The sequence below is a fragment of the Streptomyces sp. NPDC004542 genome (assembly GCF_040610035.1).
Lineage (GTDB): Bacteria > Actinomycetota > Actinomycetes > Streptomycetales > Streptomycetaceae > Streptomyces.
The window spans coordinates 40,294-66,165 of record NZ_JBEXLP010000032.1 but is presented as its reverse complement, the minus strand read 5'-3'; the positions used below and the strand labels follow the sequence as shown (position 1 = coordinate 66,165).

Below are 25,872 nucleotides of genomic sequence, written 5' to 3'. Positions count from 1 at the left end.
GCGCTTACGCCGTGAGTTCGATGAATCCGTAGCTGACGACTCGACACCATAATTCGTTTATGCAGCCGCCGTCTTCGCGTTCTTCCCGGACGCCGATCTTCTCGAGCGGGTGGTCCACGCCTTCGGCGCGGCGAGCGGTGCACGCATCCGTCGGCCCGGCGGGACTGCCCAGCCTGGGCCGGTCGCTGCCGGGGCCGGCCCCGGCAGCCCGGTGACGCCTTCGGCATGGCGGGCGGTCCACCGCCGTGCCGTGTGCGGGTCCGTGGGGCGGCGTCACGGCGACATGGGTGGTGGGCGTCAACTCGGGCGCGCTACGGGCACACCTCCGTCAACGTGCTGAGCAGCAGAAGCGACCCGCCGCTCAGGAGGCGGCCCGACGGGCAAAGCACTTGACCGTGGGAACGCCGTAGCCCCGGTCATCGACCCAGATTCTCTGCTCGGACACCGGTGTCTCACCGGCCGCCTGAGCCAGGGCGTCACGGTAGTCCTGGAGCCGGGGCGCGTAATAGTGAGCCAGCGCCCAGGCGACCTGCATCTCCGGGTCCCAAGGCCGCTCCTTCAGAAACTTGACCCACGTCCGGAACCCGGGCTCGTCGAAGTCGCTGAGATGCAGGAAGGAGACGTTGAGGATGGCTCCCCCTGGCTTGACCAGGCGCAACATGGTGTCGAATCCCGCCGGGAGCCGGGTGAGCCGGTGGAACGCGTGCCGCGAGACCACCAGATCCGCTTTCCCGAGCAGGTCCTCCATGCCGGCCGGGGACTGCGCGTCCCCGTGACGGAACTCCAGCACCTTGCCCTGCTCGGCGGCATACTCCCGGGCAATACGGACCATGTCCTCCGAGAGGTCGATACCGACCAGGTTCAGCGACGGGTACCGGGAGGTGAGGATGACCTCCAACTCCCCCGAGCCACAACACAGGTCGACCACGGTCTGGCCATCGGCGATGCCCGCACCGACCATCAGGTCCACGAACTCGTTGTACCTTTCGAACGCCCGGGAGCCCATCCGGTGAAAGGCTTCGGCCTCGGATCCCGTAATCGGTTCGATCTTCATCTCGATCCCCCTGGTGTGGCGTCAGTGAATTGGTTCCAGCGATTGGCGGGGTGAGCGGCCCGATGCGCCGATGACGTGCGGATGCAGGCTCGGTCGCGGGGTCCGCGGTAGGGAGTTCTCTTCCACAAGGCCCACCCGCCGAGGCCTCGCCGATCCGATGGCGTGGAAGGTTCGCCGCTTCGAGGACGAGAACGCCTTGCTCTCACGGGTGAGCAAAATCTTCAGACAAGCCTACAGGCCACTCCAGCGATCTGCGACCACGTGCGATCCGCCGGGCAACGGAAATACACACAGCCAAGCATCCATTCAGGAAGTGAGCCGCGTGGTGGCGTCGGATTGTGACGGCGGTAAGGAGTCAGGACTCACCGATGAGTGCGCGATGAATGGCGTCGATGACGCCGATTCCGTGAGCGTGATGCCGGTCGGTTCCGGATTCTAAGAATCGTTGTGCGAGCGCGCCTTCGTGAACACCTCGAACAGCAACTGGGCGAAGGGCTCCGAATCGGTCAGGAAGCCGGTGTGGTCGCCGGGGAAGTCGACGATTTCGGTGCCGAGTTGATCGGCGAGTGCGACCGCGGTGCGGTGGAAGAGCGACCCCTGAGCCTTGGAGCCGCCGGCGATGACGATGCGGTCGGCCATGGGCCGCAGCGCGTCGATGTCAGGCCGGTAGCGGGTAGTTGGGCGAAGGGTGAAATAGAAGAGCCGGTCGAGGATGGTCCACACGTCCCACGGCGCGGTGAACGCATTCGGTCCGGGCGGCTCCGGGGTTGGCCGGTGCAGGCGGATGTCGGCCAGGGCGAGGTACTTCTGCAACGCCGCGGGGCGGTCCTCGCGGTACATGTCGCAGATCTCATCGATGGCGGCGCGCATCGCGACGCGGTCGGCCAACAACTCGAGCAACGGGGGCTCGTGGGCGACCAGCAACCTGACCTGGTCAGGGTGCTGGGCAGCCAGCGCGAGCGCGGTCACACCGCCCCCGCTGCTGGCGAACAAGTACGCCGGCCCGGCGTCGAGCGCCGAAATGAGCCGGTGCACGTCGTCGGCCATCAACTCGGGGACCGCGTCCTGGTTCGGGTCATCCGCAGTACTGCTGTGGACGCCACGGGGGTCGAAGGTCACGACCGTGAAGTGCTCGGCCAGCGGCCGCGAGATCGGCGCGAACCCTTTACAGCCCATGGGTAAACCGACCACCACGAGCAGGGGACCTGCTCCTTGGATCTCGTAGTGCAGGCGCGCGCCAGGCACTCTCAGGTCATGCACCACCGGTCCGTGGTTCGCCATGCTCACTTGGTCCTTCCTGCTGTTGAGAAGTGTGCCGTCTCCGTGGGGTCAAGGGGCCGTCGAGAGCTCGCGGATCATCTCCTTCGGCACCGTGACGTCATCGAACCAGCGTCCGCCGAAGGGCCGGGGTATCGGCAGGATCTGGTCGCTGGAATAAGCGAGGATCTTGCGGTTGTAGGCGCGGATTTCGTCCCGCAGGGTTGCAGGAAGCCGGCCGTCCAGGGAGAGAGCGTGATCCATCTCCGCAAGGAGCCGCTTGGTCTGGTCAATTGTCTTCAGCACCGCTTCGCAGAACACGCTGGACAAAACACCGTGCTCGCCCTTGATGCTCACCAACCGCTCGATCGCCTCGTAGGAGACATCCTGAATGTCGCGTCGGCTCAGCCACTCGGTCTCGTAGTTCAGCCGACGGTACCAGAGCGGTTCGACCATGGCCTGCCGATGTTGCTCCAGCGTACGGTGGTGGATTCGGTAGCCGTACTTGTCGGGCTCTTCGAAGAATCGGCAGCCAGGATCCAGGAAAGGCACCATGGGACAGATGAGCGGAAGGACCGACGACCCCGCGAATTTCCTGATCAGGCGCTCCGAGTAGGCAACCGTGTCGCGCACGGACTGGCTGTCCTGGTACGGCATCCCTATGAAAAACCAAATCATCACGCCCTTGACCCCGGCGTCCAACGCGCGTGGAATCCATTCCTCCATCTCGGCCATCGTGTATGTACCGCGGCCGGCAGCCTTGCTGATCTTCGGGTCGTGCGACTCGGGGGAAAGCATGATGTACGCGTCCGTGGACGTGCCCATCTTCTTCAGCGTGTCGTCGGGCGTCAGGTTGAACTGCTCGAAGAAGACACTCCGGTACCCGAGGTCGCGCACGGCGTCGAGGTATGCGTGCATCCTCGCCTTGCCTTCCGAGTAGCACTGGAGGGCGTAGATGGACGTGTGTCTGGCCGCCTCCCCCATCGTCTTGAGCTCCTCGACGATCAGGTTGTGGTCCTTTTGTACGAGGGTTTTGTCCACCTCCATGATGTTGCGGTAGGCGAAGCGGGAGCCGCCGCACCAGCCGCAGTCGTGGGCGCACCCGGTGTTCGGCAGCGTCATGATCAGCTTGCTGGAAAGCGGCGTCACAGGGGTGTTCTGGTAGTAGGACCAGTCATTCCTGACGTCGTTGTAGTCCGTGGTGGGTTTGTGGCTGAATCCTGTGGTCTCGACCCGATCATCACCCTTGTAGAGGAGATTGGGTATCGAGCTGAAGTCCCGGCCGCCCCGGACCACGGCCTCGACCAGCTGGGTGATGGGGGCGAGCGTGTCGTAGCCCTGAACAACGACGTCCACTTGCGGGTACCGGATGAGTTCCCGGGCGAAGTAGGTGGCCGAGATGCCACCGAAGACGATCAGTGACTCCGGATGAATCCGCTTCACCTCCTTGGCCAGCTCGATCGCACCGTTGCACTGGGTCATCCAGTGCAGGTCGAAGCCGAAGACCGGCGCTTCCAGCCGCCCGATCAGTCGCTCGACGTCGAGATCCGGGTGCGTCAGCATCAAGGAGGCGATGTTGACGATTTGGCAGTCGAAGTCGTGGTCCGCCAGTTGTTGCTTGATCGAGAACCAGCCGATGGGGTACATCTCATAGACGGACGTGACGTTGACGCTGTCGCTGTCACTCAGGTAGGCGAACAGAATGTCGTCACGTTCCCGGAAGTCGTACACGCTGGGCGCATGCAGCAGGAACATGTCCGCGTTTAATTTCAATTGGACATCCAGACTACGTGTTGGCGGGGCGACGGTATTCACTTGCGCGGCAGGCTCTCGTGCACAAGCTCACTCAGGGTGCGCACGGACTGGAAGGTAGCCGCGGTGACGTCGATCAATGGCACGTGGACGCCGTACTCTTCGCCGAGGTGCGCGACCAGAAGGGCAGTGTTCAGGGAGTTGAGTATCCCGAGCTCGAGCAACGGGGTGTCCGCGTCGAGCTCGCCCTCAGGATCCCCTGCCAGGAAGCTGTCACGGATGAAGGTGAGCAGCTCGGACGAAATGTCTTCTCGGGTCTGGGTCGTCACGTCTCACCCTTGAACTTTCTGTGCGCCGTGGAGTGGTGTCTGCAGAGCCGCGAGGTCGAGCTTGCCTCGATCGTTGTGGGGCAGCCGGTCGACGAAGCGGATGTCACCGGGGATCATGTGGGGTGCGAGTCTGTCGGCCAGGTGTCGACGCAGCGCGACGTTCCCGAAGCCGCTTCCCTGGCTTCGGACCACGAACGCGGCCAGGACCCGGTCCAACCCCTCGCCCACCGCGACGACGGCGGCCTCGGCGACCCCCGGATGGGAGTACAGCGCCGCGACGACGTCTCCGAGTTCGATCCGGTGTCCGCGGATTTTCACCATGCCGTCGCGACGCCCGAGGAAATCGAACGAACCGTCTGGCCGGACCTTGACTCGATCGCCGGTCGCGTAAGGGCCCTCCTGGGGCGGCCGGCCCCAGTAACCAGCGAAGACCGTCGGCCCGCTGACGACCAGTTCGCCCTCCTCACCGGGTTCAGCCTCCGAACCGTCGGCGCGGCGGGCCCAGACCCGGTCGCCGCTGCACGGCCTGCCGATGGGGACCGGCAGGTCGCGGGCCAGGTCCGCGGGGCGGACCTCGTGATAGGTGCACACGTTGGTCTCGGTGGGTCCGTACAGATTGAGTAGCCGGGCGTCGGACCAGGCGGCGAGGGCTCGGACATAGCCGATCGGAAACGGCTCGCCGGCGAACAGCAGCGCGCGGAGCGTCTCGGGCGCGGGCCGGTCGAGCAGACCGCCGTCACGCAGCATGAGAATCAGCACGGACGGCACGGAGTACCACACGCTGATCCGCTCGCGGTGCAGGAACTCGACCAGCCGTTCCGGGGCGTACGCGAATTCGGCGTGTATCAGACACACGGCCGCCCCCACGGTGAAGGCGGCATAGAGGTCGAGGACGGACAGGTCGAACGAGAGCCCCGCATGGTTGGCGAAGCGGTCCTGCGGACCGGGGGCGAGTTCCGCAACGGCCCAATCGATGAAGGCCAGGGCGCTGCGGTGGCTGATGCAGACGCCCTTCGGCGTCCCGGTCGAACCCGAGGTGTAGAGGATGTAGGCGAAATCGTCCGGTTCCACGCACGTGTTCACCGGTGTACGCGGGAGAGCCTCGGGCGTCGGCGCGGCATCGAGGTCCACCCACACGAGGCGGTCGCGGAGCGGGCTCGGCACCCGCTCGGACAAGTCCTCGGCAGCGCACAGGGCGAGCGCCCCGGACTCGCGCGCGATCGCCGCGAGCCGTTCGGGGGGAGTGAGGGGATCGACCGGGATGTAGATCGCACCGAGGCGCAGCACCGCCTGCATGGCGGCGATCGTGTTGGCGGACTTCGGGGACCAGATCAGCACTCGGTCCCCCTTCCCGATTCCCTGGCCGGACAGCCGGCCGGCCAGGGCGTCGGCTCGTTCGTCGAGGTCCCCGTAGCTCATCGAACCGGCGGGTCCGACCACCGCAGGAGCGTCGGGCGTGCGAGCTGCGGAGGCGGCGAGCAGGTCGTGGAGGCCGCGCCGATCACTCATGCTTCGACTCCTGGGTGCGGTAGGAAGAGTTGGCTGGTCATGTGGAACGCCTGACGGCACGAAAGGCTCTGGTCCTGCCGTCACAGATCATTTGCCGTACCCGTTCTCGACCCGGCCGCTCATAACCCCATGCTCCTCGCGACAACCTCCCGTTGAATCTCCGTCGTCCCTGAGAAGATGTTCAGCGGTATGGCGTTCTGCAGCTGCTGGCCGATTCCGTCCGCTGCCAGATACCCCCGCGCGCCGAACACCTGCACCGCGTCCAGCGCGTTGGCTACGGCGGCCTCGGCGACTGCCGTCTTGGCCAATGCGGCCGCCTCCGCGGCCGACCGGCCTTGGTCGAGGTACCAGCACGCGCGGTACAGCAGCAGGCGGCTGGCTTCCAGCCTCTGTTTCATAGTGGCGAGCCGGTGGGAGATCGCCTGGAAGTTCCCGATGCTGCGGCCGAACTGCTTGCGGCTCCTGGCATGGTCCACGCACTGGGCCAGTTGAACCTCCATCGCACCCAGGTAGATCGCCGGCAGACAGGCGCGTTCCCAGGTCATGGAGCGTTGGAAGACGCTGTTCCCCTGGTTCTCGGAGCCCAGCAGATAGCGGCCAGGAACCTTGCAGTCGGTGAACTCGACCTGCGCGGCGGCGCAGCCGTTCAGCCCCATCTTGGCCAGCAGGGAATCGACCCGCAGGCCGGGCAGGGTTCGCGGGACCGCGAACGCCGACATCCCCAGATAGCCGGCGCTCGGTGCGGTGGCCGCGTAGGTGATGAAGACATCGGCCAGCGGGGCGTTGCTGACGAAGGACTTCTTCCCGTTCAGAACGTAGCCGTCACCGTCGGCCACTGCTGTCGTGGTGAGTCTGCTCAGGTCCGATCCCGCGTCGTCCTCCGTCATCGCGTTCGCGGCGATCACCGTTCCGGAGGCCAGTCCCCGCAGCAGCCCGGCCCGCACCGGTTCGCCCGCGTGATCGGCCAGGACGGTACCGCAGGCAAGCAGGTGTGCCGCGATCCCGAAGGCGAGGCCGGTGTCCGCGCCACCTGCGCAGAACGCTTCGAGGCACAGCGCCGTGTCCAGAGCACCGAGCCCACCGCCGCCGTGTTCCGTGGGCAGGCACAGGCCGGTCAGGCCGAGTTCGGCCGCGGCCAGCCAACTGTCCCTTCCAGCGATGCCGTTGGGTTCCGTGGCCGGCAGCTTGCCGGCGCCTGCGCGAATGCGGTCGACGCGCTGTTGCTGCGGTGGGCTGAGGTCAAAGTCCATCGGGCCGAGCCTCCTGGTTCCGAAAGGCGGCGGTGTCGAGGATGCGGATGACGGCCGCCTTGTACGTGACGCCAGGCGAGGAACCGCAGAGCAGCAGGTTGTCGCCGGGGCCGACCTCGCCCGTCGACAACAGGTGGTACAGGGCGGCGAGATGGTCGCCGGCCCCGAGATGGCCGGTTGTCCGGCTGAACTCCCAGGTCGAGCGTTCCAGCGAGAAACCGAGGATCTTCAGGTAGGAGGCGGCCGCCTGACGCGGCATGCTGTGGATCACGACGGTCTTGATGTCGCCAGCGTCCACACCGGCCTCGTGGAGCGCCTGGCCCACGCACTCCACGTTGTGCTTCTGGTGGCCCAGGAGGAACTGTACCCAGGTGCCGTCATCGGTCGCCCTCTGCTGGAATCGTGCGGCTCTGGCACCGTAGTCCAGAAAGGTACCGGTGGTGGCGCCGGGCGGGAAGAGCGGCTCGCCAGCCCGGTGGACCTCCTCCATCCCGGAAAAGGTGGAGGTGCAGATGGACAACAGCTCCGCGAACCCCGGAGAAGAGCCCAGCACCACCGCGCCCGCGCCGTCACCCAGGTAGGCCAGCCCTTCGCCGGGGTTCCATCTGTCGATCAGCGGGGTGCCGAAGTTGTCACTTGCGGTGATCAGTACCCCACCGGCATGAGGTGCGCATTTCACGTAGGGGACGGCCAACTGCATCGCGCTGAAAGTCCCGTTGCAGCCATGCCTGAGTTCCACGGCGAGCAGGTCGTCACCGAGCAGGTGCCGCTGGAGGTAGTACTGCGGCCCCCATCCATCGGGGCCCTGGTGCCAAACCCCGGTGTGGAGCAGCAGTCCGATGTCATAGGCGCTCAGTCCACTGCTGCTGAGGGCTTGGCGTGCGGCGATCAACGCGATCTCGGCAGGAGAGACGTCACCGGCGACGGACACGCCGGTGATCCCGGAGGCGTCAGCGGCTTCCTTCGAGACGAGCCCCTGCCGCACTGCGGCATCGACGCTTTCCGTCTGGGGCCGGAAGACGCCGATCCCGGCCATGTACGTACCCGATGTCCGCATGTGCCGCGCCCTACGCCCCGGCAGCGGGGCCGCCGCCGCCCCGTCGCAGGACAAGGTCCGCGATGGCACGGAGCGAGACGGCTCCGTCCAGACGGGTGCCGGACGTCCAGTCGATGTGGAATTCCTTGCCCACATTGTCGAGCAGCAGCGCGAGCGTCAGCGAGTCCACCCCGAGGCTCACCAGCGGTGCGGTGGCAGACACCGTCACATCCGCCGGCCGCTGGTCCCAGACGTCGTTCAGCAACGTTTCCAGGCGAGTAAGGACGTGCTCGAGCTCGGTGTGTCCAGTGACCATGTCGCGTAGTTCCCGTCGATTGTGTTGCCGCGGAGAAGAGTCGCAAGACAGCGCGAGCACGAAATCCACAGCAGTTCCGCCTACTGTCAACCCTGCGACGCGTGCTGCGGTCGCAGGACATCCTGGGTGTGCCCGAGGGCCAGGGCCACCAGGTCCTGGGCCACCTCGGTCGGTTTCGGCCGGCGCGCGTTCTCTTCGGCGAGTTGTGCTGATATCGCCCGGTGCGGGCCGTCCTCGGTGATCAGTGCGCAGGCTGCGGTGATCCGCGCCAGGTCATCGGTGTCGTGCGGCAGGCTCGTGCCCGCGCCGACCGCGGTGATCCGCTCCGCATTGGCGAAGTGGTCGGCGAAGTGCGGGATGACCAGTTGCGGCACGCCGAACGCCGCCGCCGCCATGGTGCTCCCGGAGCCACCATGGTGCACGATCGCGGTGCAGGTCGGCAGCAGGTCGCACAGCGGGATCCGCGCGGCACGCACGCCGCCGGGCACCTGGCCCAGCAGCGACCGGTGGCTCTCGTCGATGGCGATGACCACCTCCTGGCCCAGCGCCACCAGTTCGTCCAGCAGCAGCCGCCACAGCGGTGCGACCCGCGGATTGCGCCGAGGAAGGGACGTGCCCAAGGTCAGGCACACCCGGGGCCGGGGCGGCGGCCCGGCCAGTAGCCAGTCGGGCACGACGGCCGGGCCGTTGTAGGGCACATACCGCATGGGCATGGTCGCCACCGCGTCCGAAGGCTGCAGGCTGTCGAGGCACACGTCGACCGTCCTGGCCGGCTCTGCCCACGGGGACAGCCCGAGTACTGCCAGTTCGGAGTCCAGGGCCGTGACCGCGGCGCTCAGCAGTCGCTCCGGCGGCATCAGACCGTAGGAGTGCCGCACCCAGGGCACGTCGGCGATCGTCGCCGCGGCAGGCCCGGCCAGTTCCATGGGTTCGGCGATCACCAGGTCCGGGTGCCAGGCGTCGACGAGTGCACGGACGGCGGGCAGCGCTCGGACACCGATCTCGGCGCACCGGTGGCCGGTCCTCTCAGCCGGGCCCACCGGACCGCCGGACAGGCCCGACAGGCCCGACAGGCCCGACAGGCCGACCGGTTTGAACAGTTCGACCGGGTCCACAGGTTCCCGCACGGCCGCGGCAGGCAGTCCGGCTCCGGTCACCACCGGGAGAAACTCACGGTCGGTGGCGACCAGCACGGTGTGCCCGGCTGCCTGTAGCGCCCAGGCGAGCGGCACCATGGGAAACAGGTGGCCGATACCGGGGAGGCTGGTGAACAGCACTCTCATCGAATGACTCACCTCACCTGTCCACCAGCACGTCCGGGCTCTCACCGCGAGCCTCGGCGCTGACCTCGCGGATCCGCAGTCGATCCGTCTTCCCGGTGTTGTTGATCGGGAACTGCCGCCAGCGCACGAACCGGACCGGAGCGTGCGTCGGGGTCATGGCCTGCGCGACGTGGTCGCGCAGAGCGGCGAAACCCGGGGCGTCCTCGGTGCTGAGCACGACGGCGGCGTGCAGTTCCTCGATCAGGTCCGGCCTGCGGTGGCCGTACACGCACGCGTCCACCACACCGGGACAGCCGACGAGCACCTTCTCCACCTCGGTCGGGCTGACGCGCGTGTCCTGCACCTTGACCATCTCGTGCATCCGACCGAACAGCCGCACATACCCGCGTTCGTCGACGGAGCCGATATCGCCGGTGTGCACCCAGCCGTCCCGGACCACCCGCGCGGTGCCCTCGGGATCGCCGACATAGCCGGCCATGCTGTTCCGGCTGTGCACCACCACCTCGCCGACCTGGTTGACCGGCAGGTCTCGTCCGGTCTCCGGGTCGCGGATCGCGATGGTGACCCCCGGCATCGGCCGGCCCACGGTGGCCAGCAGTTCAGGATGGTCGTGGTCGTCCTCACGGAGCATCGCGATCCGGCCGGTCTCGGTGGAACCGTAGGACTGGCACAGCACGCCAGGGAACACGGTGACCGCCTCCCGCAGGCGTTCCGGCGACGCGGGACAGCCGACGTACACCAGGTGTTGCAACGAGGACAGGTCCGTGGTGCGGACATCGGGATGGTTGAGGATCGCGTAGAGCTGCGGCACACCCATGAATGTGTCGGTGACCCGGTGCGTCACGACATCCCGCAGGAAGTCGGTGGGATCGAACTTCTCACGCAGCAGCACGCTGCCGCCGGCGGCCAGCGCTATGTCGACGACCATTCCCACTGTGTGGCTCACGGCGGTCATCGCCAGATAGGTCTGCCGCGGCCGGGGTTGCCCGGCCAGGCCGACCACGGTCGCGTTCCATGCCCCGAACGGTTTGCACACGCCCTTGGGTTGACCGGTGGTGCCGCTGGTATAGAGCACCATCGCCAGCTCAGGTGCCTCGGCCGGGAATTCCGCCGCCACGTCCTCGACCGGCCGGCCGTCGGCGGTCACCGTGCCGGACGCCGGATGACCGAGGCCGCACAGCACGAGCTTGTCCGGAGCCGTCTCATGGATGGTCTCGGCGAGCTGAGCGTTGCGCTCGTCGAACACCAGGACAGATGCGCCTGCTTCACGCATCATCCGGACCCGGGTGGTGACCGGCAGGTCGTGGGTTACGGTGCCGTGGTTGGCGCCGGTTATGTACACGACCGATGCACCCAGCAGGTGTGCGGCATAGCGGACGAGCAGCATCCATGGGCTGTTCACCTGGGTCAGGATGGCCACCGCGTGGTCGCGTGCCACACCTGCCTCGCGCAGTGCCGTCGCGATCCGCCGTACCGAACGGTGGAGCTCTGTGCCGGTGATCACGGTGTCCCGCCATCGGACGACCGGTCGGGCGCCGTCCCGGGCCGCCTCATCGAGGATGCGGGTGACGTAGTGCTCCGGTCCGTGGTCCTTGTTCGCCACCAGTGGCTACCTTTCGCCAAGTAGAGGTACTCCCGCTTGGGCAGCGGCGAGGTAGATCTCCTGCCCGGTGATTCCGGCAGCCTGCTCGTCGACCAGAAACCCCGTCACGTGCCCGACCGCCTCCGCGTAGGAGCCCGCGCTGCCGTTGACCGCCGGTTGGTGCGCCGGGGCCCGGCTGTCGACCGCGCTGCCGGCCGGCGCGATGAGGTTCACGGTGACACCGAACCTCGCCAGCTCCAACGCCGCGGACCGGGTGAAACCGATCAGCCCGGCCAGCACGGGCTGGGAGGTGCGCCAGGCGTCTTCGCCCACGTCGACCGGCTCGGTGACGACGATGATCCGTCCCCACCGGTGGTGCAGTAGTTGGCCGGCCCCGGCCTGGCAACATACGAATGCCGAGCGCAGCGCCCGTCGTACCACGCCATAGCGCTGTTCGTCCGCGAGTTCGTCCTCGGGTAACCCGTCCGGCGCCGGCCCCGGTCCGACGCAGGTGACCAGCACGGCGGGGCTGCTCAGCGTGGTACGCACCTGGCCGAAAGCGACACCGACCGACCTGGCGTCGGCCAACTCGGCCTCCACCGTGACGCACCGCCTGCCCGACTCCTCGATTCGCCCGACCGTTTCGTCGGCCGCCGTGAACTCGGTGTCCAGCAGGGCGACGTCGAAGCCCCGCGCCGCCATGCTGAGCGCGACCGCGAGCCCCGTGCGCTCGCTGCCGCCGGCCACGACCGCGACTCCTGTCATCGCCGACCGCCTTCGACGTGGATGGTCTCCCCGGTGAGGTAGCCCGACTCCGGCCCGGTGACGAATGCCACCACCGCGGCGATCTCCTCGGGCGTCCCGATCCGGCACACGGCCGAGGACCTGGCCGCTTCCCACAGGACGGTGTTCCGATCCACACCGAGCCGTTCGGTCAGCTCGTCCACCATCGGCGTGGCCACGAATCCCGGTGCGATCGAGTTGACCGTCACACCGTGAGGACCCAATTCGGCCGCGAGCATACGGGTGAACCCGGCGATCGCGCCCTTCGCGGTCGCATAGTTGGTCTGACCGGCATTGCCGCGCGCGGCAACCGAACTGAAGTTGATGATCCGGCCGTGTCCCTGCCGGCGCATGTGCCTGCCGACCGCGAACGAACATCGCATGGTGCCGCCGAGGTTGACGTCCAGGGCCCTGTCCCACTCCTCGTCGCTCATGGTGAGCAGCAGCCGGTCCTGGGTGACCCCGGCGCAGTTCACCAGCACGTCGAGGTGACCGAACTCCTCGACGGCCGAGGCGACCGTGGCCGTCACCGCGTGAGCTACGGCGACGTCACAGCCGCACCCGCTGGCCCGTCCGCCGGCCGCACGGATGGCCGAGACCGTGGCTGTGGTGTCCTGTTCCACGCGGTCCACGACGATCACCGTCATGCCCTCCGAGGCAAGGCGCTCGGCCGTGGCCGCGCCGATGCCCCGGCCGGCTCCGGTGACCATCGCGACCGGCTCGCAAGCCACCGCTGATGCGGCGGGCCCGGTCATCGGGTCGCGCTCCGCGGTCGGCGCGCCGACCGGCTCCGCTCGATGTATGCAAGGCAGGCCACCCGGCGATCTGAGCAGAACTCGGCGCCGTGCCCGTCCTCGAATGCGCTGGCCGCGTTGACCGTGCCTATCATGTACACGTCCCCCCAGGGGGGCTTCAAGCCGTGATCTTGATCGGCAGTGAGCTCATGCCGTGCAAGATGCTGGAGTAGATCCACCGTTCTTCGCCGATCTGCTCCAAGTCGCCCACCAGCCGACGCAGCCCGTCGAGCACGGCGTACACCTCCATCCGGCCGAGGTGGTGGCCGAGGCAGTAGTGCGAGCCGTAGGCGAAGGTGAAGTGCTTGTTCGGGGTGCGGGCGAGCCTGAACTCGTCCGCCGTGTCGAAGACGGTCTCGTCCCGGTTGGCTGAGGAGATCCACACGCTGACCACATCGCCGGCCTTGATCTGCTGGCCGTTGATCACAACGTCTCCGGTTGCCTTCCGACCACCGTGCAGCGACGGCACGGTCCACCGCAGTGCTTCCTCGGTCGCCGTCTTCAGATCGACATCGCCATTCTTCAGGGCTCGCCACTGGTCGGGATTCTCGATCAACGCCAGGACCGTGCCGGTGATGGCGTGTCTGCCGGTCTCGTCGCCGCCGATCATCAGCCCGTAGCAGTTGGCCATCTGCTCGGCTGCATTGAGCGGATCTCCGTCGATGCGGCAATTCGCCAACAGACTGACCATGTCCTCCCGGTCACCACCACGACGCTCCTTGAGCAGTTTGCTGAAATACAGGAGGATCTCGTTCTTGGCGACCCAGCTCTCCTCAGGAGGTTCGTCCGCGTAGTCCGTGCTCCACGCGTGCGCGGTCAAGCCGAGCAGGTACTGCCGGTCGGAATGGGGAATCTCCAGCAGGTCGCAGATGGCGCCCAGCGGCACGTTCGCCGAGATGTCCCGCGCGGCATCGCATTCGCCTCGATCCAGCGCTGCCAGCAGCAGCCCGTCAACGGTTTCCCGCAGCGAGTTGGCGATCAGGTCGAGCATCTGCGGGGAAAAGCCCTTGGACAACAGGTTGCGCAACTGGTGGTGGCGCACACCGTCGGTGACCGCGAGCATGGCACCCGAGGCCGAGTCACCGCCGGTGAGCAAGGTGGCCAGCGCGTTGCCGTTCTCCGTGGTGAAGTGCGCCTTGTCCTTGTACACCTCGTTCACGTCGGCATACCGGCTGATCACCCAGAAGCCGGGCTGCTCACCCCGTGGCTGCTGCCAGTACATCGGCCGATTGGCCCGCAGATGGCGGAAGACCTCGTCGAGTTCGTACTCGGCGTGCAGAACGGGCGAGGCCAGGTCGATCTGCTCGAGTTCGTCGGGGGACACCGTGGGACGGGTGGTCATCTCTCACTTCCCGAGGGTCGCTATCGCAGCGAGCTGCTCGATGGTCGGGTGGTCGATCACGGTCCTCGGCAAGAGCGCCAAGCCGGCTTCCTGCGCCCGGTGAATGAGGTCGACGGCCAGGATGCTGTTCCCGCCCAGTTCGAAGAAGTTGCTGCGCACGTCGATCTCGAGAGGGCCGAACAGGTCTCGGAAGATATCGAACAGGATCTTCTCGGCAGGAGTACGCGGTTCCAGAACGGCGAGCCGGGTGGTCGTGATCGGCGGCAGCGCGGCTCGGTCCGTCTTTCCGCTGGGAGTCAAAGGAATGGCGTCGATGGTCGCGTAGACCGACGGCACCATGTAGTCGGGCAGGAAGCGACTGGCGTGCTCGCGCAGTCCGTCCGCTGCGGGCGTGGCGCCGTGCGTCGGCACCACGTAGGCCAGCAGCTGCGGCCCGTCGGCTGCGCCGGCCCGCAGCACGGCCACGGCCTGCGCCACGTTCGGATGCCGGCTGAGCACGGACTCCACCTCTCCGAGCTCGATGCGGAACCCGCGCAGTTTGACCTGGTCGTCGATCCGGCCGTGGAACAGGATGTCGCCGTCGGCCCGCATGGAGGCCAGATCACCGGTGCGGTACATCCGCTCGCCGTCGGCGGCGAACGGATTGGCCACGAACGCCTGCGCGGTCAGATCAGGGCGGTTGAGGTAGCCGCGGGCGAGCCCGGCACCGCTGAGGTACAACTCGCCGATCTCCCCGGCCGCGACCGGTGACAGTGCCTCGTCGAGGATGTGGGCGGACACGCCCGGAATCGGCCGGCCGATGGTGACCTCGTCCGTCGGGGTCAGCGGGCCGGTCATGGTCGCGCACACGGTGCACTCGGTCGGACCGTAGGCGTTGACCAAGAGGCGCCCTGGTGCCCACTGTTCCACCAGGCCGGCCGGGCACGCCTCGCCGGCCACCACCAGCACGCGTAGGTCCGGCGCCGCGTCCGGGGACAGGGTCGCGACGGCGGCAGGCGGCAGCACCGCGTGGCTGACCTGGCCCTCCTGCAGAGCCTTTTCCAGCGGGTCACCGGCCAGCGTGTCCGCCCCTGGCACCACCAAGGTGGCACCGGAGGTGAAAGTGGCCAGCAGCTCGGTCACATAGGCGTCGAAGCTCGGCGACGCGAACTGGAGCACCCGGCTGTACTCGGTGACCTGCATCGTGGCGGCCTTGGCCGCGGCCAGGGCGGGCAACCCGGCACCGGTCAGCGCGACACCTTTCGGCCGGCCTGTCGAGCCCGAGGTGTAGATCACGTAAGCCAGGTCCGTCGCGGCGAGTGAGCCACCCCGTTCGTCCTCAGTCACGTCGGTGTCGGGCAGTGCGTCGAGCGTGGCGGTCTGCTTGGCCGAGTCCAGCACCAGCTGCGGCACCCCGATGTCGGCAGGCAGCTTCGGCACGGCGGTCCGGATGGTGCACAGCAATGCGGGCCCGGCATCAGCGAGCACGTGGGAGATCCGCTGTTGCGGGTGGTTGACGTCCACCGGCAGGAACGCCGCCCCGGCCTTGGCCACGGCAAGCACGCTGATCACCATGCGACTGGACCGGGGCAGCGCCAGTGCCACCACACGGCCCGGGCCCACCCCCTCACTGAGCAGCAGTCGGGCCAGCCGGTTCGCCCTGGCGTTCACCTCGTCGTAGGACAGGATCTCGCCGTTCGAGACAATCGCCGGACTGCTTGGCCGACTGCGTACCGTCCGCTCCCACAGTTCGGCCAGCGTGACCGATGCCGTCCTGGTTGCCGCCGACCGATCAGAAGCCTCGTTCAGACCCTTGGAGAACAAACCGCCCCCTGTTGAATATCAGCATGGTTGTACCACCATCAAGTCTCCATGGCATCGGAACACACTCCCCAGACAGCCGAAAGGGAGTGCGGCACGAACAGGCGACTTCCGAGACAGCTTGCACGATATGCATCTCGACGACACTCCAAGCGTCGGGAAGTCATGCATCGAGTGCTTTCGCGTGATTGAATCACGCCTTGGGTCTGCCGTGAAGCGTCTGACTCCTTGAACATTTTGGACAGCCGCAGAGGTTGAATAGGTGCTGTCGGTGGACTTGACGTCGTTGATCGCTGGTTGCGGTTCACTCGGCGGGTGAGACATCCGCCAGGAAGTGCGTTCACGCCCTGCGCCCGGGGATGCCGGAGCGGTTGCAAACCGTTGGGCCAAGGGGTGTGCGTGGCACCGTTGTCGTCCGACGAGCGGTTTCTACTCGTCACCCATCGCCCGTTGCAGACTCAACGGGCGCATGTCTGTCCAATGCTCATTGACGTAATCGAGGCACTCTTGCCGCGACGCCTCATTGAGAATGACGGTCCACCCTTTGGGAAGAGCAGCGAACGAAGGCCACAGAGAATGCTGCCCCTCGCCATTGACCAGAACCAGATAGACGCCGTTCTCGTCCTCGAACGGGTTCGTCGCCATGACATGCGCCTCCGCAGATCTCATCGTCTGGAGAATCGACCTTTCGGCCCTGCCGGCAGGCGTATCGGACCGCCGCGACCTCGAAAACTGCGTTGCGGAGAGTACCCGTCTGCCTTCTTGAGCACCACCGCCACAGCACGTTCACGTACCTCAACGAGAGCGCCTCGAAGACCGAGCCGTCTCTCCATCGTCTTCATCACACCCGGGCGGTTCAAGATTCCAGGCCCGACCCGGTGACCATGATGCCGGCCGTCGACGTTCGGCTGTGTGGTGGTGTTCAACCGTATGGTTCGAGCAGTTGAACGTCCCGCAGCCACCGGATCGGACCGATTTCTCCGTCAGGCGGTGTCCCGGCCCGCGAGCTGGTCGGCCAGGTGTTGCCATGCGGCGGCGCACTCTCGGGCCATGTCGATCACCATGACACGACAGTGTTCCGGCACGCTGTCCGCGATCTGGGCGATCTGCTCGACGCTGCCCGGGGCGGCGCCGCCGAGCAAGCGGAGCAAGCGTCGGCCGACGTCGGTGAACCGCAGCGACGGGTTGTTGCGCAGGCTCTGCAGCACGCGGCTGTAGTCCGGACCGGCTCGCCGCGTCGCGGCGACCGGGCGTGGTTTCAGGGCTGCCTGCTGCAGGGCGGTTATTGCCGGCTCCCCTCGCCGCAATCTGGCGCGCACATTGCTGGCGGTGCCCACCGAGATCCGCGCTGCTTTGGCTATTTCGCGAACCGACGCGTTCGGGTTCTGGGCCAGCAGATCGCTCGCACGCCGGCGTCCTTCCGTGCCGTCGTTGGGTCGAATCCGGCCATCCTGCCCGGCTCTACGCTCGATCTTGCCGGCGATGGATGGCGATCGCAAAGACGCGACAGTGCTGGCCGCCAAGCCAGTGGTCCGTGCGATCTTGCGGTCGGACCAATGCGGGTACGAGTCCATGATCCGCGTGGCGGCAGATTTGCGCTCGGCCATCGTCAAGGGCAGGCCGTGCGCACGATTCAACTCAACCGCGAGGACGAACATATCGGCTGAGGAACCATCGACGAAAACGACCTCGATCCATTCGTCGCCACGAAAACGAGCTGCCCGCAGTCTGTACATTCCGTCGATGACCCGCCGAGTCTCACGGTGCACGACAATTGGCGGCAGGACATCCTCCGTTTCGACGAGTGCACGAATGTGTTCGGTACTTTCGCCGGACCGCAGCAGTTCAGACGGCGGTAATAATGAAGCGATCGGAACCCGTTCCCCTTTTTCGATTGATTTAGACGAAATCGACGTCATCTCCTCAGCACCGCTGTTACTCATATGCCCCCCTAGGACATGATGATCTGGCCTGGATCAGCGCGTGTAGAACATGGGTGACCAGAGGCAGGTCTCGGCCAGGATCAGCATCAAAGCACGTTCATCGCTCGTCACAACGACTACCCGAATGACTCGATTCGGTCCGCGTCCAGACCGATCACGGCCATGCCTGGCGTTTGCACATTCGCACGGTGTGCGGAATCGTCGGCTCTACCCGGCGCGGCTTGTGAGTGGTTGTCGGTGAGCCCATCACCGACTGTCCCCGTTGGATTCTAGGTCACCGACATCGGCGCCCTGGAGGTCATCCGAGCCGTGAGTTTTTCGCGCGCGTCGAGTTCTTCGCGCGCATCGAGTTCTTCGCGCGCGCCGAGTTCTTCGCGCGCGCCGGTGCGCCCGGTGACGCCCTAGTCGGCACGGCCGGCGGAGGGTTCGTCCTGGGCGTCGGTGCCGGATCCGTGAGCGCCGGTGTTGCGCGAGTACTCATCGAGACGGGCGTGCCGCGTGGTGAACGGAAGGCTGGAGTCGAGGAGTTCGTCGAATTGACCGCCCTCGGCGATGTCAGGCGTCCGCCGACCACTTCATGCAACGTAGTGCGTATAGGAGGTCCTGAGCGCTGCGCGCAGTGACCGACATGGTGACCGTGCGGTCGAGGCTGTCCGGCCGCTGCGAGATGGTGATGCCGTGCACCACCACCCCGGCTCCCCGCAGTCCGGCCCCCTGATCGACGAGACCGTCCGTGAGGGCGGCCGCCGGATGCTGGCCGCCGCGCCGGCAGCGGAAGTCAACCAGTACCGAGCCGAGTTGCCGGCCGAGACGGACGAGAGGGGTCGCCGCATGGGTGGCCGTGCCGGAGCACCACGGCATCAGCGCCGCTGGGACCATAAATCCCGTAATGTCTCGAACCCTCTGCCGAAGTCCGCGCAGCCGGGCGCGACGAAGGCCATGCAAGAGACCTGCAACGCGGAGGATCGCGCGCACGCCGAGAAGGCGGTCGAGGCGTGCGTGAAGACCTGCGGTGCCAAGTGGACCGAGGCCGTCGCGAAGATCACCGACGCCGCGGACGTGCTGCCGGCGTCCTACGACTTCCCGGCGGAGCACTGGGTCACTCTCGGCGCGGGCAGCCCGGCCGCCGTGCTCGCCCTGGTCTTCAAGCTCGTCGAGTCCGCACCGACCCGTTGGCGGGCGATCACCGGCGCCCACCTGGTGCGCCTTGGCCGCGCGGGAGCCATGTTCGAGAGCGGCGTGCCGGTCGAACGTGGCACGGTGGCGTCATGAACCCGCCGACTTTCGAGCAGGCCGCTCCCATCCGCGGTCGGGTGATCGTCGTGACGAGACCGCCCGGAGCCGGCAAGAGCAGCGGCGCTCTTCGCCGATCGCCTGGCCCCAAGCGTCCACCTGCACCGACAACTTCTGGCGTTACATCGAGCAAAGCCGGATCCCGCCATACCTGCCCGAAGCCCACCGGCAGAACCAGGCAGTCCTGCTCGTACTGGTCTCGGCGGCGTTCGGCCACGCCGGCGGCGGCTACCACGTGGTTTGCCACGGCGTCGTCGGCCCCTGGTTCATCGACCTCTTCCGCGCCGCGGCCAGGGAACAGGCCGTGCCGCTGGGCTACGTCGTCCTTCGCCCGAACCAGCTCACCGCTCCAGAACGGGCGACCGGCCGCACCGGCATCGCTCTGACCGACCCCGAACCGATCCGATCGCTGCACGACCAGCTACCTCCTCGACCCCGAGGACAGCGCCACCGACGCGGACGACCCGATCCACAACTCTTGACGATCGCTCCTCCCGTACCTGCCGGGAGGGGGTTGCGGCCATTCGATGCCACGCTCGATGAACTCGAGCAGATGACCGTCGGACTCCGCGGGCGAGCCGCCTCCGTCAGGCCCGAGCGGCGGCGAGAGTGAGGACGCCCTGGGGGACGAGCGTGCCGAGACGTGGGCCGTCGGCACGGCGACCACCGCCCGGTCCACCGCTTCCGGCGGTTCCGCAGCGGTGCCGTGAGGCACCGATGGCGTATGAGTGCATCCGGTCAAACGGCCTCGTCGACGACGAATAAGATCCAGTCCGTCAGAGTCAGGTTGCTCCCCCGCGCCGCCTGCCTCCACCGTTCGAGACGTAACTCGTCCAATTGAAGGCTGAGCTGAACTTGGCGGCGGAGATCATCTTCTTCGCCCGATATGCTGGCCCGGATCTGTTTGCGCAGCTCGTTCCTCGACCAGTTCAGTCGGACTGCGAAGTCGAGCCAGTGGTCCTGTTCGGCTTCCGAGAGAGCTGCCACTTCCATGTGATGTTGGAACGTGAGACTGTCTCGCCGGCGGGACGGCTCGAATTTTCTCGCCACCCAGGCATAATTTCGCAGCGTTTGGTAGTCGAGCTTGGTCTCCTCCATCGCCCGGCGGTATCGGTCACCGTACTGGTTCTGCCCGAACACCAACCAGTCACCGATCCACCAGGCCGACGAATCGCACACCGCGAGGATCCTTCCGCCGAGGCGGCACCATGCCTCCAGGGAGAGATCTTGTGGGATCTGAAGTCTGGTCCTCTGGGCCGAAACCTCCAGGCCGAGATGCGAGCCGTGGCCTGATTTCCTGCTGTCGACGGGGGTCGCGTCCCCTGCAGTCGGTTTCACCGGAGTGGCGCCGCACCCCCCGGCCTTCGAAGCTGTCTGACCAAACGCGACCACGACGCCTCCCGTTTAACACCGTCAGGACGAGCAAGTCGGCGCAGCCTTGGTCCATCTCAGACACGCTGCTGCGACCGACCGACCGTCAGATTACTAACCCCCATCGTTCATGAGGAACCCACCAGCTTGCTGTCGGGCCGAGTTCGACCACCGGCAGACCTCACCGCGTACGCGGCGTCCCTCCCGGAACACGAGTACGAACGACAGCGGCGTGCCGGCGCTCGGCGCGGGCACCAGGCCGGCGCCACCCACCCGCCGGCCCGCCTGCGGCGCCCGTCTGCTTGTCGGGGAGCCTGTGGCGGCGGCGGTGATACCGCAAGGTCGCCGGCGACCGGATCGCCGCGGAACCCGCCGCGGTCCGCACCGAGGTGGTCGTCACCTGATGCGCGACGGCCTCGGAAACGGCGCCCCCTACGGCGTGCACGCCCCGGGGCGCATCGACCCGGCGGCCACCCCGCGCGCCGCGCACCACCTGAACCTGGTCCACGGAAAGGCGATCGGGGTCCTGCGGGACGACCTGCCCTCGGCGCCCGCCCCGGCGCCGTCCGTAGCGGAACCGGACCGGCCACCGGCGACTGAGGATGGCCGGAAGGGCGAGGACGACGACGGTCAGGACCATGACGGTGCCCCAGCGCGAGGACCACCACAGGTCGAGCGGCCCGGCGGAGACCGCTTCGATGGCGGTCGGATTCACTACGACGGCGAGCTGCCAGTACGGCAGTCCAGGGCGCGGGCGATACCGAGGCGCGCGACGGCGAGACCGCGCAGGCACGGGCTCTCAGCTCATGGCCGTGAGATGACCGGAGCGAACCTGGCGGCGGACGGAGCCGACGACCGTGATGTGGGCGACGACGAGCCAGCCGAGGCCGACAACGCACTCCGCGCCGAGGTGGAGGAGGACGGACGGGGTCACCGGGGCGCCGGCCACGGCGGCGCGCGCGGCCGGCAGGCCGTTGGTCACCGGGAGGACGTGCAGTACCGAGCCGAGGGCTCCGCCCGGCACGGCGCCATTGACCCCGGCGCCGGAGAGCAGGGCGATCGTCACCGTGCTGGTGACGAAGGTCCGGGCCTCCGGCCAGCGGATGCTCAGTCCACTCAGTGCGACGGCCATCGCGTAGGTGGAGCTTCCCAGCACCAGTTGAGCCAGCACGATGAGGGGAAGGGTGCCTTGCTGGGCGTCGAGGTCGAGGATCACCGAGACCAGCCCGAGCGTGACCAGGGAGGTGAGCAGACCGTCGAACAGCCAGTACAGGCCGCGCGAGACGAGAACCACGAGAGGGTCGGTCGGGGAGAGCAGCAGCAGGTGCAAGGTGCCCGGCCGACGTTCCAGCGACACCTTCTTCGGCCACGACGACGAGCAATACGATCCCGTGCGCAACGGCGTGCAGCTGATGACGGCCGGGATGTTCGCGGAGATCGCGGGCTACCGCGGGCAGACAGCCCAAGCGCGTGCGGTGCTCGGCACCCTGGCGAAGGCGGCGGGTGACGCCCCGTACTCCGTCACCACCGCGACCTCCTTCGAGGCCCGGACCGCCGCGGTGGTCGGCGACCCCGCGTGGGCCCTGCGCGCGGCCGAGCGTGGCATCGCCGCCGACCCGCACTTCTCCTTCGCCTCCCTCGGCACCTACCTGCGCCTGGCCGGGTGCTGGGCACTGGCGGCCACCGGGCAGAACCCCACCGCCGCCGCGGACGAAGCCGAACGCCTCATGCGCACCCACCTAGCCAGCCCAGCCCGCACCTGCGTTTCCACCTGGTACGCGTTCCTGGGCGAGATGCGCATCGCCGCAGGCTCGCCGGGCCAGGCCGCAGCAGCACTCGACAGCGCCGAGGAGTACCTCGAACGCTACGGCCAACGCTCCGCGGAGGCGCTGATCATCCTCGTCCGCGTACAACTGAAACACGTCACCGGCAACAACCGTGGCGCCGTACGCCTGGCCGGCCGGGCCCGCACCGTGGCACATCGGCAAGAGGCACATCTCTTCGCGCAACGCGCCGGCCGGTTCCTCACCCGGATCGGTCAGCGCGGCGGTACCGGGGTCCCCGCTCTTCGTTCACCGAGAACTCCCGGTGATCTGGGTCAGGGACTCGTCAGCAATGGGACTGTAAGCTAGATCAGCGCCAGCGCCTGGTTCAAGTGGTGCTCGGCAATTCCCTGCATGAACGCCCGGTCGGGGAAGTCTCCGTCGAGCAGCCGGAGCGGCCTCGCCGTCAGGGACAAGTGCTGGGTGAGCTTGTAGAGAGCCAGCCGGTCCTCGTCGAGGTCCTCCACCGCCAACCGCCGGTATTGGTCCTCGGAGTGGCGGAGCCGCAGGAACACGTGCTCCCACTCGACGTCGAAGTACAGCAGCTCCTCGAAGTCGATCACGACTGGGTTACCGTCCCGGTCCACCAGCACGTGATCCAGCCCCAACTCACCGTGGACGACCGAGTACTCGGCACGAGGCCGTACCGCCGCGGCGAATTCGCGCAGCCGCTCCTCCAGCCTGCCGCGAGCGTCCGCGATCCTCCGGTCACGGGACGCCGCCTCGGCGAGGCAGCGCAGCGCGAACTCAAGCGCTGCCTCCTCACACGACACCGTTGCCCCGTCATCGCCGCGCAGCTGCTCGGCGATGAACGTCCCGGCCTCCGTCTGGCCACCGTCCGGGGCTCGATCAGGTGCCGAACGACGGGACCTGCTGCACGGTGAGATCGTCGCGCAGCCGCAGGAAGCGCACGGGGTGTCGGTAGACGCCCTCGTCGGTGGCGGTGTCGGGGGAACTCCGCCACCAGACCGGGACGCACAGAGTGGTACTCCAGCCCGCCACCGGTGCCCCAGCCGGCACTGAAGCGGAGCCCGTGCCAGGGGTGATCGGGGCCGGCCGGGTGCAGCCGCTGCGCAAAGGATCACTCACCCAATCAGTAGACACTGTCTACAAATGTGCGGTAGACACTGTCTATGACTGATGAGAGCTCCCTTCGGGAGCGGTTGATCGATGTCGGGGTCGACCTTGTGCTGACCGAGGGCTCCGCGTCCGTGGGCCTGCGGGAAATCGCCCGTCGAGCGGGGGTGTCGCACGGGGCGCCACGTCGGTACTTCCCCACGCACCACGCGCTGCTCTCGGCTATCGGCCGTCGCGGCTTCGAGGACCTCGCAGCCATGTTCGAGGTCGCGGTCACCGGTACGACCACACCGCGCGGCCAGCTGGAGGCCCTCGCTCGGGCGTACGTCGGGTACGCGCTGGAACGCCGCGGCATGTTCGAGCTCATGTGGCGGCACGACCTGCTCGACGGCGCGGCGCAGGCATCGGACCAACCGAGGCTGCGCGAGTCGACCCTCCCGCTGTTCGGGCACTTCACCGGGCTTGTCGCCCGATGCCGATCGGAGCGGGATGCCGCGCGACGCGCCGACGGGCCGGACGAGGCCGGACCTCCGCCTGCGGTGACTGCCGCCGCCCTGTGGTCGAACCTGCACGGCATGGCCCAGCTGTGGGCCTGGGGAAGCCTGCAACTCGCCCTCGGCGCCTCACCGGTGGGCGACGCCCCCGACGACAGCCAACGCGACCGGCTCATCGCGGCGGTTCTGGACGCCCACCTCGGCCCGGTGACCTCATGACCGCACCCGCACAGCGGCAGATTGCACTTCTGGTCAGCGTGGCCGGCGCGGTGATCGTCGCACTGGACGGAACCATCCTGCTCATGGCGCAGCCCGGCATGCAGCGTGATCTCGGCGCGAGCGTGGCGCAGATCCAGTGGACGAGCACCGGCTATCTGGTCGCCGTGGCCGCGTTACTCGTGATCGCCGGGCGCCTCGGGGACCGGTACGGGCACCCACGCCTGCTGTTCGCCGGCGTCCTCGGTTTCGGGGCTGCCTCGGCCGGGATCGCGCTCGCGCCGACCGTCGGCTGGGTGATCGTCCTGCGCGCCGTGCAGGGCGGTTTCGCCGCGTTCCTCCAGCCTGCGACGCTTGCGCTGCTGCGGCTGGCGTATTCCGCGGACCGGCTCAGCAAGCCGATCGCCATTCGCACCAGTGCGATCGCGGTGGCGGCAGGGTCCGGTCCGCTCCTGGGCGGTGTTCTCGTGGCTCATCTGGGATGGCGCGCCGTCTTCTGGGTCAACGTGCCCCTCGCGTTCGTCATCGCCGTCCTCGCCCTCGCCGTGCGGACGCCGGCACCTCAACCTGGCAACGCTCCACGGCTCAACCTCACCAGCGCGGGCCTGCTGGCGGTCGCGCTCGCCATCCTGGTCCACGCCTTGGCCGACGTAACCGCACGGGGGTGGACCGCCGCGCCGACGCTGCTCGGATTCCTCGCCGTCATCGGCGTCGCAACGGTGCTCGTCTGGCACGAACGCCGCACCACGCATCCGATCGTTCCACCAGCCGTAGCGCGGTCCGTACCGGTGACGGCGTCGATGACGATCCTGCTGGTCACCACCGCCGGCCTGTTCGGCGCGCTCTTCAGGGCCACGTTCTACCTCCAGGACGTACTTCGACTCGACCCACTCGCCAGCGGTCTGCGCGTACTCCCGCTGACCGTGCTCATGGTCCTCGGCTCACCCGCCGCGGTCGCCGCACTGCGCCGGTACGGTGCGCGCCGCACCGCGATCGCCGGTACGGTCCTCGTCGTGGTCGGCATCGCGGGGCTGTCCCGGCTCGGTCCCGCCAGCACATGGATGACCATGGCTGCCGCCTTTGCCGCCATCGGTGCCGGGTTCGCCACCGTGATGGTCACCGCCACCGGAACCGTCGTCGGTGACGCGCCACCCGGGTACGCCGGGGTCGTCAGCGGACTCAAACAGACCGCCATGAACATCGGACCGACCCTCGGCATCGCCGTCGCGGCCAGCGCAACCAGCACCGCTGCTCCAACCATGAACTCCACTCTGCTGACCCTCGCCGCACTCCCCGCTCTCGGCCTGCTTCCCGCATCGCGGCTGCCCCGCCGCCCGGCCCACCAGAAAGGAGACCACACGACCACCTCACGCCCGGCGCAAGCACCCGCACCACAAGCAGCACCCGCTCGACACCCAAACAGCCGAGCAACCGCCCAGGCTCATCCGGTCATGCACCAGACCGACCTTCAGTGAGCGGTGTGCGCAGTGCGGCGCTCACGCCACGTCTCGTCGGACACGATCAGCGCGGGGATGCTCCGCACTATGTGCAGCACGATCGCGTTGCGG

Annotated in this window: 24 protein-coding genes and 1 pseudogene; 5 read left to right on the top strand and 20 right to left on the bottom strand. The window is 67.6% G+C overall.

Annotation, left to right across the window (positions count from 1 at the left end; genetic code table 11):
* Nucleotides 1-361: 361 nt before the first annotated feature.
* The 16 genes from ABZX30_RS19450 to ABZX30_RS19375 all read right to left on the bottom strand — a co-directional run bounded on the left by ABZX30_RS19450 (nucleotide 362) and on the right by ABZX30_RS19375 (nucleotide 18,030).
* Nucleotides 362-1,054, bottom strand: coding sequence for a class I SAM-dependent methyltransferase (locus tag ABZX30_RS19450; RefSeq protein WP_355934952.1), 693 nt, complete (start codon nucleotides 1,052-1,054; stop codon nucleotides 362-364).
* Between the two features lie 435 nt (nucleotides 1,055-1,489).
* Nucleotides 1,490-2,335, bottom strand: coding sequence for an alpha/beta hydrolase (locus ABZX30_RS19445; protein ID WP_355934978.1), 846 nt, complete (start codon nucleotides 2,333-2,335; stop codon nucleotides 1,490-1,492).
* A 48-nt stretch (nucleotides 2,336-2,383) separates the two neighbouring features.
* Nucleotides 2,384-4,126 (bottom strand): cobalamin-dependent protein, encoded by a 1,743-nt coding sequence (locus tag ABZX30_RS19440; protein ID WP_355934950.1) that lies wholly within the window; start codon nucleotides 4,124-4,126, stop codon nucleotides 2,384-2,386.
* Nucleotides 4,123-4,392 carry an acyl carrier protein gene (locus ABZX30_RS19435; RefSeq protein ID WP_355934949.1) on the bottom strand — a complete coding sequence of 90 codons (270 nt, stop codon included), beginning with the start codon at nucleotides 4,390-4,392 and terminating at the stop codon, nucleotides 4,123-4,125. The genes ABZX30_RS19440 and ABZX30_RS19435 overlap by 4 nt, the downstream gene beginning before the upstream one ends.
* 3 nt (nucleotides 4,393-4,395) lie before the next feature.
* Complete coding sequence (locus ABZX30_RS19430) at nucleotides 4,396-5,901, bottom strand: amino acid adenylation domain-containing protein (protein WP_355934976.1); 1,506 nt, start codon at nucleotides 5,899-5,901, stop codon at nucleotides 4,396-4,398.
* 119 nt (nucleotides 5,902-6,020) lie between these two features.
* Nucleotides 6,021-7,151, bottom strand: a complete 1,131-nt coding sequence (locus ABZX30_RS19425) for an acyl-CoA dehydrogenase family protein (protein WP_355934948.1) — start codon at nucleotides 7,149-7,151, stop codon at nucleotides 6,021-6,023.
* Nucleotides 7,141-8,187: a ketoacyl-ACP synthase III family protein gene (locus ABZX30_RS19420; protein WP_355934947.1), complete on the bottom strand. Its 1,047-nt coding sequence runs from the start codon at nucleotides 8,185-8,187 to the stop codon at nucleotides 7,141-7,143. The genes ABZX30_RS19425 and ABZX30_RS19420 overlap by 11 nt, the downstream gene beginning before the upstream one ends.
* A 31-nt stretch (nucleotides 8,188-8,218) precedes the next feature.
* Nucleotides 8,219-8,503, bottom strand: coding sequence for a phosphopantetheine-binding protein (locus tag ABZX30_RS19415; RefSeq protein WP_355934945.1), 285 nt, complete (start codon nucleotides 8,501-8,503; stop codon nucleotides 8,219-8,221).
* Nucleotides 8,504-8,589: 86 nt separating this feature from the next.
* A complete protein-coding gene (locus ABZX30_RS19410; RefSeq protein ID WP_355934944.1) occupies nucleotides 8,590-9,786 on the bottom strand; it encodes a nucleotide disphospho-sugar-binding domain-containing protein in 1,197 nt (398 codons plus the stop codon).
* Between the two features lie 13 nt (nucleotides 9,787-9,799).
* On the bottom strand, nucleotides 9,800-11,389 hold the full coding sequence (locus ABZX30_RS19405) for a long-chain fatty acid--CoA ligase (protein WP_355934942.1): 1,590 nt from the start codon (nucleotides 11,387-11,389) through the stop codon (nucleotides 9,800-9,802).
* Between the two features lie 6 nt (nucleotides 11,390-11,395).
* A complete protein-coding gene (locus ABZX30_RS19400) occupies nucleotides 11,396-12,133 on the bottom strand; it encodes an SDR family NAD(P)-dependent oxidoreductase (RefSeq protein ID WP_355934941.1) in 738 nt (245 codons plus the stop codon).
* A complete protein-coding gene (locus ABZX30_RS19395) occupies nucleotides 12,130-12,906 on the bottom strand; it encodes an SDR family oxidoreductase (protein ID WP_355934939.1) in 777 nt (258 codons plus the stop codon). The genes ABZX30_RS19400 and ABZX30_RS19395 overlap by 4 nt, the downstream gene beginning before the upstream one ends.
* A 157-nt stretch (nucleotides 12,907-13,063) precedes the next feature.
* Complete coding sequence (locus ABZX30_RS19390; RefSeq protein WP_355934938.1) at nucleotides 13,064-14,287, bottom strand: cytochrome P450; 1,224 nt, start codon at nucleotides 14,285-14,287, stop codon at nucleotides 13,064-13,066.
* A gap of 3 nt (nucleotides 14,288-14,290) precedes the next feature.
* Nucleotides 14,291-16,090: a non-ribosomal peptide synthetase gene (locus tag ABZX30_RS19385; protein ID WP_355934936.1), complete on the bottom strand. Its 1,800-nt coding sequence runs from the start codon at nucleotides 16,088-16,090 to the stop codon at nucleotides 14,291-14,293.
* Between the two features lie 426 nt (nucleotides 16,091-16,516).
* On the bottom strand, nucleotides 16,517-16,732 hold the full coding sequence (locus ABZX30_RS19380; RefSeq protein WP_355934935.1) for an MbtH family protein: 216 nt from the start codon (nucleotides 16,730-16,732) through the stop codon (nucleotides 16,517-16,519).
* A gap of 338 nt (nucleotides 16,733-17,070) precedes the next feature.
* Nucleotides 17,071-18,030, bottom strand: a complete 960-nt coding sequence (locus ABZX30_RS19375) for a streptomycin biosynthesis protein (RefSeq protein ID WP_355934934.1) — start codon at nucleotides 18,028-18,030, stop codon at nucleotides 17,071-17,073.
* Between the two features lie 678 nt (nucleotides 18,031-18,708).
* Between ABZX30_RS19375 and ABZX30_RS19370 the strand changes: the two genes are divergently transcribed.
* Together ABZX30_RS19370 and ABZX30_RS19365 are read left to right on the top strand one after the other, a co-directional pair.
* Nucleotides 18,709-19,302, top strand: a complete 594-nt coding sequence (locus ABZX30_RS19370) for a hypothetical protein (protein ID WP_355934932.1) — start codon at nucleotides 18,709-18,711, stop codon at nucleotides 19,300-19,302.
* Nucleotides 19,283-19,936: a hypothetical protein gene (locus ABZX30_RS19365; RefSeq protein WP_355934931.1), complete on the top strand. Its 654-nt coding sequence runs from the start codon at nucleotides 19,283-19,285 to the stop codon at nucleotides 19,934-19,936. Before ABZX30_RS19370 ends, ABZX30_RS19365 begins: the two co-directional genes overlap by 20 nt.
* 125 nt (nucleotides 19,937-20,061) lie before the next feature.
* Here the strand turns inward: ABZX30_RS19365 and ABZX30_RS19360 are convergent, their stop codons facing one another.
* Together ABZX30_RS19360 and ABZX30_RS19355 are read right to left on the bottom strand one after the other, a co-directional pair.
* On the bottom strand, nucleotides 20,062-20,715 hold the full coding sequence (locus ABZX30_RS19360; RefSeq protein ID WP_355934929.1) for an LmbU family transcriptional regulator: 654 nt from the start codon (nucleotides 20,713-20,715) through the stop codon (nucleotides 20,062-20,064).
* Nucleotides 20,716-21,493: 778 nt separating this feature from the next.
* Nucleotides 21,494-22,051: a hypothetical protein gene (locus tag ABZX30_RS19355; protein WP_355934987.1), complete on the bottom strand. Its 558-nt coding sequence runs from the start codon at nucleotides 22,049-22,051 to the stop codon at nucleotides 21,494-21,496.
* On the opposite strand from ABZX30_RS19355, the gene ABZX30_RS19350 reads away from it, so the two are divergent.
* Nucleotides 22,026-22,826, top strand: coding sequence for a hypothetical protein (locus ABZX30_RS19350; RefSeq protein WP_355934985.1), 801 nt, complete (start codon nucleotides 22,026-22,028; stop codon nucleotides 22,824-22,826). The two genes, ABZX30_RS19355 and ABZX30_RS19350, sit on opposite strands and share 26 nt — an antisense overlap.
* On the opposite strand, the pseudogene ABZX30_RS19345 reads toward ABZX30_RS19350, so the two are convergent.
* Both ABZX30_RS19345 and ABZX30_RS19340 read right to left on the bottom strand, forming a co-directional pair.
* Nucleotides 22,823-23,287 (bottom strand): annotated as a pseudogene (locus tag ABZX30_RS19345) (phosphotransferase); the annotation flags it as partial. The gene ABZX30_RS19350 and the pseudogene ABZX30_RS19345 sit on opposite strands and share 4 nt — an antisense overlap.
* 79 nt (nucleotides 23,288-23,366) lie before the next feature.
* Entirely contained in the window at nucleotides 23,367-23,519 is a 153-nt protein-coding gene (locus tag ABZX30_RS19340; RefSeq protein WP_355934927.1) for a hypothetical protein, read from the bottom strand.
* A 131-nt stretch (nucleotides 23,520-23,650) separates the two neighbouring features.
* Between ABZX30_RS19340 and ABZX30_RS19335 the strand changes: the two genes are divergently transcribed.
* Nucleotides 23,651-24,307 carry a TetR/AcrR family transcriptional regulator gene (locus ABZX30_RS19335; RefSeq protein ID WP_355934926.1) on the top strand — a complete coding sequence of 219 codons (657 nt, stop codon included), beginning with the start codon at nucleotides 23,651-23,653 and terminating at the stop codon, nucleotides 24,305-24,307.
* The gene (locus tag ABZX30_RS19330; protein ID WP_355934924.1) at nucleotides 24,304-25,779 is read left to right on the top strand and encodes an MFS transporter; all 1,476 of its coding nucleotides are present in this window, start codon (nucleotides 24,304-24,306) and stop codon (nucleotides 25,777-25,779) included. The genes ABZX30_RS19335 and ABZX30_RS19330 overlap by 4 nt, the downstream gene beginning before the upstream one ends.
* The last annotated feature ends 93 nt before the right edge of the window (nucleotides 25,780-25,872 follow it).